Raw genomic sequence first — 14,765 nt, forward strand, 5'->3', positions numbered from 1 at the left:
CGGGTTCGGCTGGGCGAGCGCGTAACCGATCGAGGGCTCGGGCGTTGGACAGTCCGGTGCCGGGCTCCGCCCCGGTGCCGGCGCGCCCCGGCCCCTGCTCCCGGCCGGTGCGCGCCGCGACCGGCGGCACGGGGGCGCCGGTCCGCCTCGCCGGCCAGGCCGGACCTCGCGGGCTCGGGGCCGGGCCTCGCGGGCTCGGGGCCGGACCCGGACGGCCGGGGCCGGACCTCGCGGGCCGGTCCCCGGCGGCCCGGTTAGGCTCGATCGGTGGCTGGCCGGCGGATCGGGGTGATGGGTGGGACGTTCGATCCCGTCCACCACGGGCACCTGGTCGCGGCGAGCGAGGTCGCCGTGCTCTTCGGATTGGACGAGGTCGTCTTCGTCCCGACCGGTGAACCGTGGCAGAAGAGCGAACGCGAGGTGAGCCCGGCCGAGGACCGCTACCTCATGACCGTGGTCGCCACCGCCTCCAACCCGCGCTTCTCGGTCAGCCGCGTCGACATCGACCGAGGCGGCCCCACCTACACGATCGACACGCTGCTGGACCTGCGCCGGCAGCGGCCCGACGACGAGCTGTTCTTCATCACCGGCGCCGACGCGCTGTCCCAGATCCTGGGGTGGCGGCACAGCGACCGCTGCTTCGAGCTGGCGCACTTCATCGGTGTCACCCGGCCCGGGTTCGACCTCGGCGACTCACACCTGCCCGAGGGCGTGGTGAGCCTGGTCGAGGTCCCGGCGCTGGCGATCAGTTCCAGTGACTGCCGCGACCGGGTGAGCCGGGGCATGCCGGTCTGGTACCTCGTCCCCGACGGCGTGGTGCAGTACATCGAGAAGCGCGGCCTCTACCGCGGCCGGGGCGTCCGGCCCACCCGCGAGGGCATCGCCCACCACCCACCGGCGCCGGCGGACCGTCCCGAGCACGACCGGGCACCGGCCTCCGCAGCGCCTCCCGACGGGCCGTCTCAGGACCCGCCGTCCCCCCATCTCCAGGAGGTACCCCGATGACCGCCTCGTCCGAGGCGCGGGAGACCGCACTGCTCGCCGCCCAGGCAGCCGCTGACAAGCTGGCAACCAACGTGTCGATCGTCGACGTCAGCGACCGGCTGGCGATCACCGACGCCTTCGTGCTCGCGTCGGCCCCCAACGAGCGGCAGGTGCAGGCCATCGTCGACGAGGTCGAGGAGCGGCTGCGCCAGCACGGGGTGAAGCCGGTGCGCCGCGAGGGCGTCGCCGAGTCCCGCTGGGTGCTGCTCGACTTCGTCGACGTCGTGGTCCACGTGCAGCACGCCGAGGAGCGGGCCTACTACGCCCTCGAACGGCTGTGGAAGGACTGCCCGACGATCCCGTTCACCGACAGTTCTGCGCCGTCCGGCGGCGGGGCCGCCACCAGCGCCACGAACGGCGCCACGAACGGCGCCGCGGGGACGCTGTCCACCGACGACATCGACCCCGCCAGCGCCGACCCGACGCCGTTGCCCCCGGCACCCGCCGGCGACTCCGGGACCGCCGGGTCCGAGCCCGGGACGCAGGCGGTCGAGGACCCGGCCGGTCCGGAGGCGACCGGCCGGTGACCGGTGCCGTTCCGCCGTTGCCCGTCCCGCGCCTGGTCATCTGGCGGCACGGGCGGACGGCGTGGAACGCCGCCGGCCGGTTCCAGGGGCAGCTGGACCCGCCCCTCGATGACGAGGGCCGCCGCCAGGCCGCACTGGCCGCGCCCCACCTGGCGGCTGCCGGGCTGCCCGACGAGGGCGCGGTCGTGGTCTCGAGCCCCCTCCAGCGCGCCACGGACACCGCCACGGCGCTCACCTCCCTCCTCGGGGTGCCGCTGCGGGTGGACGAGCGACTGCGCGAGTTCGGCATGGGCTCGTGGGAGGGGCTGACCCGGAAGGAGGTCGCCGAGCACCACCCCGAGCAGTACGCCGACTGGCTGGCCGGCCGACCGGTCCGGGGCCGGGGCGGGGAGGACCCGGCGGACGTGCCGGTCCGCGCCCTCGCCGCTCTGCGCGCCCTGCCCGAGGCGCCGGTGGCCGTCGTCGTCACGCACGGGGGGACCGCCGCCCGGCTGATGGAGGCCCTGCTGGGGCTGGGGCCAGAGCACCGTCGGCTGTTCGGCCCGCTGGGCAACTGCGCCTGGAGCGAGCTGGCCGTGCAGCGGGACCAGTGGCGGCTGCTCCGCCACAACCACACCGCGCCGACGATCCCGGCGCGGCCGGCCTCCTCGGCCCTGGTCGAGGGGGCCGGGCGCTCGGGGGCCAGGCCCGACGAGGACGCCCCCGCACAGGACGCCGACGCCGTCCTCTGACCCGCCGGTCCGCCGCTGCCGCGGGGGACCGGGCCCGGGCGCGCCGCCGCTCGGGCTAGCCTCGCCGGATGCCCGTCGCCGTGGTCACCGACTCCACGGCCTACCTGCCCCCCGACGTCGTCGCGCAGTACGCCGTCGACGTCGTCCCGTTGTACGTGGTCATGGCCGGTCACTCCGGACGGGAGGGGCAGGAGATCGGGCCGGCGGACGTGGCCCGCGCGCTGGCCGTCCGCGGCCAGAAGGTCTCCACGTCCCGGCCGACCCCCGGGGACTTCGTCAGTGCCTACCGGCGCCGGCTGGCCGGCGGTGCGGACCGGATCGTGTCGGTGCACCTGTCGGCCGAGCTCTCGGGCACCGTGGACGCCGCCCGGCTGGCCGCCGCGCAGGTCGGCGAGCACATCGTGACCGTCGTCGACTCCCGGTCGGCGGCGATGGGGTGCGGGTTCGCCGTGCTCGCCGCCGCCCGTGCCGCCGCGGCCGGTGCCGACGCCGGCGCCGTCGCCACCGCCGCGCGCGACACCGCGGCGGCCACCCGCACCCTCTTCGTCGTCGACACCCTGGAGCACCTGCGCCGCGGCGGACGGATCGGCTCGGCCGCCTCCATGATCGGTACCGCGCTGGCGGTCAAGCCGGTGCTGCACATGTCCGAGGGCCGGGTGGTGCCGCTGGAGAAGGTGCGCACCTCCACCCGCGCGCTCGCCCGCCTCGTGCAGCGGGCGGTGGAGGCGGCCGATGGCGCGCCGGTGGCCGTCGCCGTCCACCACCTCGCGGCCCCCGAGCGGGCCGAGCGGCTGGCCGCCGACCTGGCGGACCGGCTGCCCGGGCTGGCCGAGCTGTTCGTCAGCGAACTGGGTGCCGCGATCGGGGCGCACGTGGGCCCGGGAGCGGTGGGCCTCGTCGTCGCGCCGATGTCCCTCCTGGGGTCGCCCCCGCTCGCGTCCGAGGGCCCGGCGGAGGAACCGGCCGAGGGTGCGGAGGACGCCTGAGCGAGGCGGTCGGGTGGTCACGGGGCACAGCGTCGACCCGGCGGCCGACCGCGCGGCCGCCGCCGTCCACAGGCCGTGCGCCCGTCCACAACCTCCCCGGGCCGGCTCCGGTCCGGCCGGCGCCGCCCTAGCGTCCGGCCGGTGCGCCTCCTCTCCCGCGCCGGTGACGACGCCGACCTGATCCGTGCCCGCCTGCGCGCGCTGCTGCAGGAGGGCGGTCCGCCGGCGGGCTGGGTCCCTGACGACGGAGCACCGGACCGGCCGGGCGGTGAGGTGGAGCCGGACGAGGCCGAGGACCCTGACGGCGGCCTGCCCGGAGGCATCGGGCGGCACCGCGCTCCCGGCGCCGCCGTGCGGCTGGACCCGGGCCGGCGGGGGGCATGGGCGCTGTGGGCCGCCGGGCTGATCGCCGCCGTCCTCGTCGCGGTGCTGACCTGGGTCGACCGACCGCAGGTGCAGCCGGCGCCGGACGCGCCGGCCCGCCAGTCGACCCCGGCACCGCCCGGGACGGCGCCCGCCACCCCGTCGGTGGGCGCGGTGCCGGGCACCTCCACCCCGGTGGTCGTGTCCGTGGTGGGCCTCGTCGCCCGCCCCGGCCTGGTGACCCTCCCCGGGGGCTCGCGGGTGGCCGACGCCGTCGCGTCGGCCGGCGGGCTGTTGCCCGAGGCCGACCCGGCCTCGGTCAACCTCGCCGCGGTGGTGACCGACGGCCAGCAGATCGCGGTGGGCGTCCCCGGAGCCGCCCCGGTCGCCGGCTCGACGCCCGCGACCGGCGCCGCCGCCACCGGTCCGGTCGACCTCAACGCCGCGACCGCCGCCGACCTCGACGCGCTCCCCGGCATCGGGCCGGTGCTGGCGCAGCGGATCGTCGACCACCGGGCCCAGCACGGTCGCTTCACCACCGTGGAGCAGCTCGACGACGTCGCGGGGATCGGCCCGGCGATCTACGCCGACCTCGCCGAGCTGGTGGCCGTGTGAGCGTCGCCGACCGGCGCTGGGCCTGGGTCGACCTGCGGCTGGGGCCGGCCGCGGCGACCGTGTGGGTCGCCACCCTCCTGTCGCCGTTGCTGCCGCCCGTGGTCCTGGGCGGTTCGGCCCTCCTGGCCGGTGCCGGGGCGGCGCTGGGAGTCCGGCGGCGACGGTCCACCGCGGCCGTCGTCCTGCTCGGTGTCCTGGCCGCGATCGCGGTCACCGGCGCCACCTCCGCGGTGCGGGCCGCCGCCCGGGAGACGTCCCCCCTGACCCCGGTCGCGGAGGCCCGGGGGACGGTGGTGGTCGACCTGGAGCTCGCCGGGGATCCGCGGCGGGTCCGCGGCGCCGGCCCGCCGCGGATCGTCGTCGATGCCGCGGTGACCGTCCTGCACGGCGCGGGCAGCCGGACCGTGATGGACGCCGATGTCGTGATCTTCGCTCCGGCGGAGGAGTGGCTCGGCCTGCTGCCGGGGCAGGCGGCGCGGGTCCGTGCGGCGGTCTCGCCGGCCGATCCGGCGGACGGACTGGTCGCCCGGCTCTCGGCCCGCGCGCCGCCGGTCCTGCTGGGCGAGCCCCCGTGGGTGCAGCGGGCCGCCGGGAGTCTCCGCGACGGCCTGGCCTCCTCGGCTCTCCGGGTGCTGGGCCCGGAGGCCGGTGGCCTGCTCCCGGGCCTCGTCGTGGGTGACGTCCGGGCGATGGACCCGGTGCTCACCGAGGACTTCCGGCGGGCCGGGTTGGCCCACCTCACCGCGGTGTCGGGGGCCAACGTGGCCATCGTGCTGACCGGGGTGCTCGCGCCCCTGCGGCGTCGGGCGGTCGACCGGCGGGTGCAGGCACTGGTGGCGGTCGTCGCGCTGGTGGGCTTCGTGGTGCTGGCCCGGCCGAGCGCCAGTGTGGTGCGGGCGGCGGCCATGGGCGCGGTGTCACTGCTGGCGCTGGCGACCGGGCGGTCGAGGGTGGCGCTGCCGGCACTGGGCGCCGCGGTCATCGTGTTGCTGCTGGTCGACCCGGGCCTGGCCCGGGACGCGGGGTTCGCCCTGTCCGTCGCCGCGACCGCCGCCATCGTGCTGCTGGCGCCCGGATGGTCGCGGCGGCTGCGCGGTCGCGGCTGCCCGCCGCTGGTGGCCGACGCGCTGGCGGTCACGGCGGCCGCGGGCCTGGGCACCGCACCGCTGATCGCCGCGCTCTCCGGGCTGGTGAGCCCGGTGTCGCTGCCGGCCAACCTGCTCGCCGCCCCCGCCGTCCCCCCGGCCACGGTGCTCGGCCTGCTGGCCGCCGTGGCGACCGTCACGGTGCCGGCGCTGGGTGACGCGCTGGTGTGGCTGGGCGGGTGGCCGGTGCGCTGGCTGGTCCTCGTCGCGCAGCACGCGGCCGCCGTGCCCGACGGCGCGACCGGCTGGCCGGGCGGAACCCGGGGCGCGGTCCTGCTGACCGTGCTCCTGCTCGGGTCCGGCTGGCTGCTCTGGCGCTTCCCCCGGCTCCGAGCCCTGGGCCTCGCGGTGCTCGTGGGCGTCGTGGTGGTGGGGTGGCCGATCCGGCAGGTCACCCGCGGCTGGCCGCCCGACCGGACGGTGCTGGTGGCCTGTGACGTCGGGCAGGGCGACGCCCTCGTGCTGCCCACCGCCCCGGGGGAGGGCGTCCTGGTGGACGCCGGGCCGGACGTCGCCGCCGTCGACCGGTGTCTGGACCGACTCGGCATCGAGGTCCTCCCGTTGGTCCTCCTCAGCCACCTGGACGCCGACCACGTCGGCGGCCTGGCGGGAGCGCTCGCCGGCCGGGACGTCGGGGTGGTGGCCACCGGGACCCTCTCGCCGGCCGACGACCGCGCGGGCCGGCTGGAGCACCTGGTCCGCCGGTCGGGCGCGGAGCAGGTCGTCCTCGTCCCCGGGGACCGCCGGACGGTGGGGGAGACCGCCGTCGAGGTGCTGGCACCACCACCGGAGATCGCCACGGCGGCCGCCGAACCGAACGACCTCTCGCTCGTCGTGCGGATCGCCCGGCACGGGCTGCGGGTGCTGCTCACCGGCGACCTGGGCGGCGAGGCACAGGCCCGCATCGTGGCGCGGGGTGTGGACCTGGGAGCCGACGTGCTCAAGGTGCCCCACCACGGCAGTGCCGACGCCGACCGCGGCTTCCTCGCGGCCACCGGGGCTCGGGTGGCTCTGGTGTCCGTCGGCGCGGACAACACCTACGGCCACCCCACGGGCCGGGTGCTGTCCTGGCTCGCCCAGCTCGGCGCACGCGTGCACCGCACCGATCGCGAGGGCGATCTGGCCGTGGCCGGAGACGCCGGCGACTGGGGGGTGGCCGCCCTCGGTCCCCGGGCTGAGGGCTCCGCGGCCGAACGGCAGCGCACGGACGGCGGTGACGGCCGACCGGACGGCCGCCCGCCCGCGGAGGCCGCCGCCGGCCGCGCGCGACGCCGGGACGGTCGTCCCCGCGTGACACCATGCCGGTGTGGCAGCGGCACCCCCGGCACCGACCTCACGCCTGCGCGCCGTGGTCGGCGAGGAGGAGCTGCTGCGCTCCCGCGCCGTCACCGCCGTGCGCGCCGCCGTGCTCGAGCGCCACCCGGACGCCGAGCTGCACGAGCTGGCCGCCCTCGGTCTGCCCGTGGGACAGCTCGCCGACGTCCTGGCGCCCTCGCTGTTCGGTGGGCACCGCCTGGTGGTGGTCACCGGGGTGCACGAGGCGGCCGGCGCGCTGTCCGACGCGCTCACCAGTTACGCCAAGGACCCCGATCCCGATCTCACGCTGGTGGTGGTGCACTCGGGCGGGAAACGGAACGAGGCGCTGATCAAGGCCTTCACCGCCGCGGGCGCCGCCGTCGACGACTGCCCCAAGGTCAGCTCGGTCGGCGACCGGATCGCCTTCGTCCGCAACGAGGTGCGCACGGCCGGCGGGCGGATCACCGCGGACGCCGCCTCGGCCCTGGTCGAGGCGATCGGTGCCGACCTCCGGCAGCTGTCGTCGGCCGCGAGCCAACTGGTGTCGGACTTCGGTGGCACCGTCGACGGCGACGCGGTGGCCCGCTTCCACCGCGGCCAGGCGGAGGTCACCGGCTTCACCGTGGCCGAACGGGTGCTGGTCGGTGACCGGCAGGGATCGCTGGAGATGCTGCGCTGGGCACTGCAGCGCGGGGTCGCCCACGTGCTCATCGCCGACGCCATCGCCGACGGGGTGCGCACCGCCGCGCGCGTCACGTCGGTGCGCAGCACCAACCCCGGCGAGCTCGCCCGGACCCTCAAGCTGCCGCCGTGGAAGGTGAAGAAGGCCCAGGCGCAGGCGCGCGGCTGGAGCATCGAGGGGCTCCAGCAGGCGATCGGGGTGGCGGCCGAGCTCAACGCCGACGTCAAGGGCGCGGCGGCCAGCGCCGACTACGCCCTGGAGCGGGCGGTGCGCCGGATCGTGGCGATCAGGGCCGCGTCCGCCCGTGGCCGGGCCTGACGCCGAGGCGCCGGGACCGAGGCCACCCGACCCGGGAACGCGACGAGGGCGCCTGACCCCGGGAGCGCGACGAGGGCATCCGACCCCGGGAACGCGACGAGCCCCCGTCCCGGAGGGGAGGGGGCTCGTCGCGGACCGCGCGCTGGCGGTTCGCCGGCTCAGAGGCCGGCGACCTGCTTGGCCAGACCGGACTTGCGGTTGGCCGCCTGGTTCTTGTGGATGACGCCCTTGCTGGCGGCCTTGTCCAGCGCCTTGCTGGCCGTGACCAGAGCGGTGGCCGCAGCCTCGGCGTCCCCGGCGTCGGCAGCCGTGCGGACGCGCCGGACGGCCGTCTTCAGGGCGGACTTGACGGCCACGTTGCGCTGGCGCGCCTTCTCGTTGGTCCGGTTCCGCTTGATCTGGGACTTGATGTTCGCCACGCGTGAGCCTCGGGTGTCTCTCAGGAGGGAGTACTTCTGACAGTGCGTCCGGACGGCGTGCGTCAGCGGACCGGCTTGCAAAGATACCAGCGTGCCCGCACGGCCCCAAGCCGGAGCGACAGGGTGCGATCAAGAGCACGACACGCCGCGCACATCTTGGGTTGGTCGTGCTGTTGCACCACACCATATGGTGGTCTCGCAGCTGGTCCGGGCCGCTCGACGAGAGCGACCCGGGGCAAGAGGGAACCCGGTGGGAATCCGGGACTGTCCCGCAGCGGTGAGTGGGAACGACCGCCGTCAGGAGCACTGGGTGCGCGAGCACCTGGGAAGCGACGGCCAGTAGGAGTCGACCGGTCGGTCGGCGCGCCCGCGAGTCCGAAGACCTGCCAGCCGCACCGCGCACTCCCGTGCGCGGTCGTCCGGGGCCTCGGGGATCGGGTCCGTCGGACAGCGCCGGGCCGCGACCCGCGCTGACGGCTCCTCCTCGTCCGGACGTCTCGAGTCTGGCTTCCGAGGAGCGAGCAGATGACCCTGACCGACCAGCCGGCCGCGCCGGTGGGCGATCCCCCCGTGCGGACCACGATGCGGGTCCGCAAGCGCAGTGGCGACCTCGAACCGGTCGACGTCAACAAGATCGTCCGGGCCGTCGAGCGCTGGTGCGACGACCTCGCCTGGGTGGACCCGCTGCGGGTGGCGACCCGCACGATCAGCGGGCTCTACGACGGTGCCACCAGTTCCGAACTGGACCGGCTGTCGATCCAGACCGCGGCCGAGATGACCGGTGCCGAGCCCGAGTACTCGCGGCTGGCCGCCCGCCTGCTGGCCAACTACGTCCGGAAGGAGGTCACCGGCCAGGGCATCGCCTCGTTCAGCCAGAGCATCGCCCTCGGGCACGCCGAGGGGCTGATCGGCGACGAGACCGCGGCCTTCGTCCGCCGGCACGCCCGCAAGCTCGACGACGCGATCGACCCCGAGGGCGACCGCCGGTTCGAGTACTTCGGGCTGCGCACCGTCGCCGACCGCTACCTGTTGCGGCACCCCACGACCCGCCTCGTCGTCGAGACCCCGCAGTACTGGCTGCTGCGGGTCGCCTGCGGCCTGTCCCGCACGCCGGCCGAGGCCATCGCCTTCTACCGGCTGATGAGCTCGCTTGCCTACCTGCCCAGCTCGCCCACCCTGTTCAACTCCGGCACGCGGCACACCCAGATGAGCTCGTGCTACCTGGTCGACTCCCCGCGCGACGAGCTCGGCTCCATCTACGAGCGCTACGCCCAGGTCGCCGCCCTGTCCAAGTTCGCCGGCGGCATCGGCATCTCCTGGTCTCGGGTGCGCTCCCGGGGGGCGCTGATCCGCGGCACCAACGGCCGCTCGAACGGCATCGTCCCGTGGCTGCGCACCCTCAACGCATCGGTCGCCGCGGTCAACCAGGGCGGCCGGCGCAAGGGCGCGGCCTGCGTCTACCTCGAACCGTGGCATCCCGACGTCGAGGAGTTCCTCGAGCTCCGGGACAACACCGGTGAGGACGCCCGCCGCACCCACGACCTGAACCTGGCCAACTGGATCCCCGACGAGTTCATGCGCCGCGTCGAGGCCGACGAGCCGTGGTCGCTGATCGACCCGGACGAGGTGCCCGAGCTGCCCGACCTCTGGGGCGCGGACTTCGACCGCGCCTACCGCGCCGCCGAGGCCGAGGGCCGGGTCGTGCGGCAGCTGCCCGCCCGCGAGCTCTACGCCCGCATGATGCGCACCCTGGCGCAGACCGGGAACGGCTGGATGACGTTCAAGGACGCCGCCAACCGCACCTGCAACCAGACCGCGCGGCCGGGCAACGTCGTCCACCTGTCCAACCTGTGCACCGAGATCGCCGAGGTGTCCAGCGACGCCGAGACCGCCGTGTGCAACCTCGGCTCGGTGAACCTCGGCGCGCACCTGGCCCGGGACGCCGACGGCGCCGCGACCGGCATGGACTGGCCCGGGCTGCGCGCGACCGTGCGCACGGCCGTCGGCTTCCTCGACCGGGTGATCGACGTCAACTACTACCCCAGCGCACAGGCGGCGGCGAGCAACCCGCGCTGGCGTCCGGTCGGACTGGGCGTCATGGGCCTGCAGGACGTCTTCTTCGCCCTGCGCCTGCCCTTCGACGGCGCGGCGGCCCGGGAGCTGTCCACCCGGATCGCCGAGGAGGTGTACCTCACCGCGCTCGAGACCTCGGCTGGTCTGGCCCGCGAGCACGGCGCCCACCCGGCCTTCGCCGACACCCGCGCGGCCGACGGGCAGCTGCAGCCGGACCTGTGGGGCGTCGCGCCCACCCAGACCAGCCGCTGGGAGCAGCTCCGGGCCGCCGTCGCCGAGCACGGGCTGCGCAACTCGCTGCTGGTCGCCATCGCGCCCACGGCGACCATCGCGTCGATCGCCGGCTGCTACGAGTGCATCGAGCCGCAGGTGTCCAACCTGTTCAAGCGGGAGACCCTCTCCGGGGAGTTCCTCCAGGTCAACGGCGCGCTGGTGGCCGAGCTCCGGCGGCTGGGCAGCTGGGACGACCGGACACGCGAGGCGCTCAAGCGGGCCGAGGGCTCGGTGCAGGGCCTCGTCGGCCTGCCCGAGGAGACCCGGCGGCTGTTCCGCACCGCCTGGGAGCTGCCGCAGCGCGCGCTCATCGACCTGGCGGCCGCCCGCGCCCCCTACGTCGACCAGAGCCAGTCGCTGAACCTGTTCCTGGCCGCGCCGACCATCGGCGCGCTGAGCTCGATGTACCGCTACGCCTGGGCGAGCGGGCTCAAGAGCACGTACTACCTGCGGTCCCGTCCGGCGACCCGCATCCAGCAGGCCACCGTCGGGGTCGCGCCTCCGGCGGACGCCGTCGCCTGCTCCCTGGAGAACCCGGAGAGCTGCGAGGCCTGCCAGTGACCGCCGTCCCGACGTCAGCCGACCCGCTGCCGGCCGACCCCATGCCAGCCGTCCCGATGCCAGCCGTCCCGACCACCGGAGAGTCCCCGATGCTGCTCGACCCCGGCATGGAGCTGACGCTCCGACCGATGCGCTACCCGCACTTCTACGACCGGTTCCGCGACGCGATCAAGAACACCTGGACCGTCGAGGAGGTGGACCTGCACTCCGACCTCGCCGACCTCGACCGGCTCACCCCGGCCGAGCGGCACCTGGTCAGCCGGCTGGTGGCCTTCTTCGCGACCGGCGACACCATCGTCGCGAACAACCTGGTCCTCAACCTCTACCAGCACGTCAACTCGCCTGAGGGGCGGCTCTACCTCTCCCGGCAGCTGTTCGAGGAGGCCGTGCACGTCCAGTTCTACCTGACCCTGCTCGACACCTACGTGCCCGACGAGACCGAGCGGCACGAGGCCTTCGCCGCGGTCGACACCATCCCCTCGATCCGGCGCAAGGCGGAGTTCTGCTTCCGCTGGATCGACTCGCTGGGGGAGCTCGACGAGCTGCGCAGCCGCGCCGACCGCCGGGCGTTCCTGCGCAACCTGATCTGCTTCGCCGCCTGCATCGAGGGGCTGTTCTTCTACGGCGCGTTCGCCTACGTCTACTTCCTGCGGTCCCGGGGCCTGCTCAACGGCCTGGCCAGCGGCACCAACTGGGTGTTCCGCGACGAGTCGATGCACATGGCGTTCGCCTTCGACGTCGTCGACACCGTCCGGCGGGAGGAACCCGACCTCTGGGACGACGGGCTCGCCGCGGAGGTCGGCGACATGCTGGCCGAGGCGGTGGAGTGCGAGGTGCAGTTCGCCGAGGACCTGCTCGGCGGGGGAGTGCCGGGCATGACGCCCGCGGACATGCGGCGCTACCTGGAGCACGTGGCCGACCGGCGGCTCGAGACGCTGGGCATCCCGCCGCGGTTCGGCTCGGCCAACCCGTTCGCGTTCATGGAGCTGCAGGACGTGCAGGAGCTGTCGAACTTCTTCGAGCGGCGGGTCTCGGCCTACCAGGTGGGAGTCGGCGGCCAGGTCGCCTTCGACCACGAGTTCTGAGCGCCGCGCCGGCGGGACGGCGGTGCCGGGCGGAGGACGCCCGGCACCGCCGCCCGTCGGTCGCGTGGGGTCGCGGCCCGCGGCGTGGGACGATGGCGGCACTGTGACGACTCCCGCCAACACCGACCCGGCCCGCATCCGGAACTTCTGCATCATCGCCCACATCGACCACGGCAAGTCGACGCTGGCCGACCGGATGCTCGAGGTGACCGGGCTCGTCGAGGGGCGCCACATGCGTGCCCAGTACCTCGACCGCATGGACATCGAGCGCGAGCGCGGCATCACGATCAAGGCCCAGAACGTGCGGCTGCCGTGGACACCGCGGTCCGGCGCGCACACCGGCACCGAGTACGTGCTCGACATGATCGACACCCCGGGCCACGTCGACTTCACCTACGAGGTGTCCCGGTCGCTGGCCGCCTGCGAGGGAGCCGTGCTGCTCGTCGACGCCGCGCAGGGCATCGAGGCCCAGACGCTGGCCAACCTGTACCTGGCGCTGGAGAACGACCTCACGATCATCCCGGTGCTCAACAAGATCGACCTGCCGGCCGCCCAGCCGGAGAAGTACGCCGCGGAGATCGCGCACATCATCGGCTGCGACCCCGACGACGTCCTCCGCGTCAGCGGCAAGACCGGCGAGGGCGTGCCCGAGCTGCTCGACCGCATCGTCGAGGAGATCCCCGCCCCCACGGGCGAGGGCGACGGCGCCGCCCGCGCGATGATCTTCGACTCGGTCTACGACATCTACCGCGGCGTCATCACCTACGTCCGCGTCGTCGACGGCCGGATCTCCGCCCGCGACAAGATCAAGATGATGTCCACCGGCGCCACGCACGAGCTGCTCGAGATCGGCGTCATCTCCCCGGAGCCCAAGCCGGTGGAGAGCCTCGGCGTCGGCGAGGTCGGGTACTTCATCACCGGCGTGAAGGACGTCCGCCAGTCCCGCGTCGGTGACACGGTGACCCTCCAGCACAAGCCGGCGACGGAGTCCATCGGCGGTTACCGCGACCCCAAGCCGATGGTCTACTCCGGCCTCTACCCCATCGACGGCAGCGAGTACCCGCTGCTGCGCGAGGCGCTGGACAAGCTGCTGCTCAACGACGCCGCGCTCACCTACGAGCCGGAGACCTCCGCCGCGCTCGGGTTCGGCTTCCGCGTCGGCTTCCTGGGGCTGCTGCACCTGGAGATCGTCCGCGAGCGGCTGGAGCGCGAGGCCGGCATCAGCCTCATCTCCACCGCGCCGAACGTCGTCTACCGGGTGGTCATGGAGGACGGCACCGAGATCACCGTGACCAACCCCAGCGACTGGCCCGAGGGCAAGATCGACCGGGTCTTCGAGCCGATCGTCAACGCCACGATCATCGCCCCCAGCGACTACACCGGCGCGATCATGGAGCTCTGCCAGGGCCGTCGCGGCCAGCTCGGCGGCATGGACTACCTGTCCGAGTCCCGGGTCGAGCTGCGCTACACGCTGCCGCTCGGCGAGATCATCTTCGACTTCTTCGACGCCCTGAAGTCGCGCACCCGCGGCTACGCCAGCCTGGACTACTCCGAGGGCGGCGAGCAGGAGTCCTCGCTGGTCAAGGTGGACATCCTGCTGCAGGGCGAGGCGGTCGACGCGTTCAGCGCGATCGTGCACAAGGACAAGGCCTACGGCTACGGCGTCATGATGGCCGGCAAGCTGCGCGAGCTGATCCCGCGCCAGCAGTTCGAGGTGCCGATCCAGGCCGCCGTCGGCTCCCGGGTGATCGCCCGCGAGACGGTCCGCGCCATCCGCAAGGACGTCCTCGCCAAGTGCTACGGCGGTGACATCACCCGCAAGCGGAAGCTGCTGGAGAAGCAGAAGGAGGGCAAGAAGCGGATGAAGATGGTCGGCCGGGTCGAGGTGCCCCAGGAGGCCTTCGTCGCCGCGCTGTCCACGAACGAGTCGACTGCGTCCAAGAAGTGACGACGGCGTCGCTGCTCGCCGTCTGCGTCTCCGGGCCCGACCTGCTGCCCCTGCCGGGACGCCGGCCCGGCCGCAGCGGGATCGACAAGAAGCCGGTGCCCGGCCGGGTCGCCGTCAGGCCGCTGGGCCTGGACGGCGACGTCCAGGTCAACCGCAGGTACCACGGCGGCGAGGGCCAGGCGCTCTACGCCTATGCCCAGGAGGACGCCGACTGGTGGGTGGCCGACCTCGGCCGTGAGCTGCCGCCGGGCCGGTTCGGCGAGAACCTGCGGACGGCGGGGCTGGACCTCACCGACGCGCTGCTCGGTGAGCGGTGGCGGGTGGGGACGGCGCTGCTCGAGGTCACCTCGCCCCGCATCCCGTGCGCCAACTTCGCCCGTTTCTGGGACGAGCCGCAGCTGGTCAAACGGTTCACCGCCCGCGGCACGGCCGGCGCCTACCTCCGGGTCCTCGAGCCCGGCGCCGTCGGTGCCGGCGACGGCGTGGAGGTCGTCGAGCGGCCCGGCCACGAGGTGAGCGTCGGGCTGGTCTTCCGCGCCTACACCACGCAGAAGTACCGGCTGCCCGAGCTCGAGCCGGCGCTGCAGCACCTGCCCGTGAAGGACCAGCCGAAGATCGCCGCGCGGATCGCCGCCCGGAGTGCCGTCGTCCTCTGAGCGGCGCGCTACCGTCCCCGCGCGCCGGGAGGTCCCCGGAGGG

Annotated in this window: 11 protein-coding genes, 1 pseudogene and 1 riboswitch; of the genes and pseudogenes, 11 read left to right on the top strand and 1 reads right to left on the bottom strand. The window is 74.7% G+C overall.

Annotated features, from left to right (window positions below):
• Positions 1-267 precede the first annotated feature (267 nt).
• The 7 genes and pseudogenes from nadD (at position 268) to holA (ending at position 7,707) form a co-directional block, all read left to right on the top strand.
• On the top strand, positions 268-1,005 hold the full coding sequence (gene nadD / locus GCU56_RS20660) for a nicotinate-nucleotide adenylyltransferase (protein WP_345771979.1): 738 nt from the start codon (positions 268-270) through the stop codon (positions 1,003-1,005).
• A complete protein-coding gene (rsfS, locus tag GCU56_RS20665; protein ID WP_163483813.1) occupies positions 1,002-1,571 on the top strand; it encodes a ribosome silencing factor in 570 nt (189 codons plus the stop codon). Before nadD ends, rsfS begins: the two co-directional genes overlap by 4 nt.
• Positions 1,568-2,302 (top strand): histidine phosphatase family protein, encoded by a 735-nt coding sequence (locus GCU56_RS20670; RefSeq protein WP_163483815.1) that lies wholly within the window; start codon positions 1,568-1,570, stop codon positions 2,300-2,302. The genes rsfS and GCU56_RS20670 overlap by 4 nt, the downstream gene beginning before the upstream one ends.
• A 68-nt stretch (positions 2,303-2,370) precedes the next feature.
• A complete protein-coding gene (locus tag GCU56_RS20675) occupies positions 2,371-3,288 on the top strand; it encodes a DegV family protein (protein WP_163483817.1) in 918 nt (305 codons plus the stop codon).
• A gap of 141 nt (positions 3,289-3,429) precedes the next feature.
• A complete protein-coding gene (locus tag GCU56_RS20680) occupies positions 3,430-4,266 on the top strand; it encodes a helix-hairpin-helix domain-containing protein (RefSeq protein ID WP_163483819.1) in 837 nt (278 codons plus the stop codon).
• 407 nt (positions 4,267-4,673) lie between these two features.
• Positions 4,674-6,377 (top strand): annotated as a pseudogene (locus GCU56_RS25390) (ComEC/Rec2 family competence protein); the annotation flags it as partial.
• 439 nt (positions 6,378-6,816) lie between these two features.
• Positions 6,817-7,707 carry a DNA polymerase III subunit delta gene (gene holA, locus GCU56_RS25395; RefSeq protein ID WP_345771980.1) on the top strand — a complete coding sequence of 297 codons (891 nt, stop codon included), beginning with the start codon at positions 6,817-6,819 and terminating at the stop codon, positions 7,705-7,707.
• Positions 7,708-7,865: 158 nt separating this feature from the next.
• Here holA and rpsT read toward each other — a convergent pair whose 3' ends face one another.
• Entirely contained in the window at positions 7,866-8,126 is a 261-nt protein-coding gene (rpsT, locus tag GCU56_RS20695; RefSeq protein WP_163483824.1) for a 30S ribosomal protein S20, read from the bottom strand.
• A 186-nt stretch (positions 8,127-8,312) separates the two neighbouring features.
• Positions 8,313-8,531: riboswitch (cobalamin riboswitch) on the top strand.
• Between the two features lie 120 nt (positions 8,532-8,651).
• On the opposite strand from rpsT, the gene GCU56_RS20700 reads away from it, so the two are divergent.
• The 4 genes from GCU56_RS20700 (at position 8,652) to GCU56_RS20715 (ending at position 14,722) form a co-directional block, all read left to right on the top strand.
• Entirely contained in the window at positions 8,652-11,033 is a 2,382-nt protein-coding gene (locus tag GCU56_RS20700; RefSeq protein WP_163483826.1) for a ribonucleoside-diphosphate reductase subunit alpha, read from the top strand.
• Positions 11,034-11,122: 89 nt separating this feature from the next.
• On the top strand, positions 11,123-12,118 hold the full coding sequence (locus GCU56_RS20705; protein WP_204332553.1) for a ribonucleotide-diphosphate reductase subunit beta: 996 nt from the start codon (positions 11,123-11,125) through the stop codon (positions 12,116-12,118).
• A gap of 103 nt (positions 12,119-12,221) precedes the next feature.
• Positions 12,222-14,066 carry a translation elongation factor 4 gene (gene lepA, locus GCU56_RS20710; RefSeq protein ID WP_163483830.1) on the top strand — a complete coding sequence of 615 codons (1,845 nt, stop codon included), beginning with the start codon at positions 12,222-12,224 and terminating at the stop codon, positions 14,064-14,066.
• On the top strand, positions 14,063-14,722 hold the full coding sequence (locus GCU56_RS20715; protein WP_345771981.1) for an MOSC domain-containing protein: 660 nt from the start codon (positions 14,063-14,065) through the stop codon (positions 14,720-14,722). The genes lepA and GCU56_RS20715 overlap by 4 nt, the downstream gene beginning before the upstream one ends.
• The last annotated feature ends 43 nt before the right edge of the window (positions 14,723-14,765 follow it).

Origin of the sequence: Geodermatophilus sabuli (assembly GCF_010686765.1) — a bacterium.
Lineage (GTDB): Bacteria > Actinomycetota > Actinomycetes > Mycobacteriales > Geodermatophilaceae > Geodermatophilus > Geodermatophilus sabuli_A.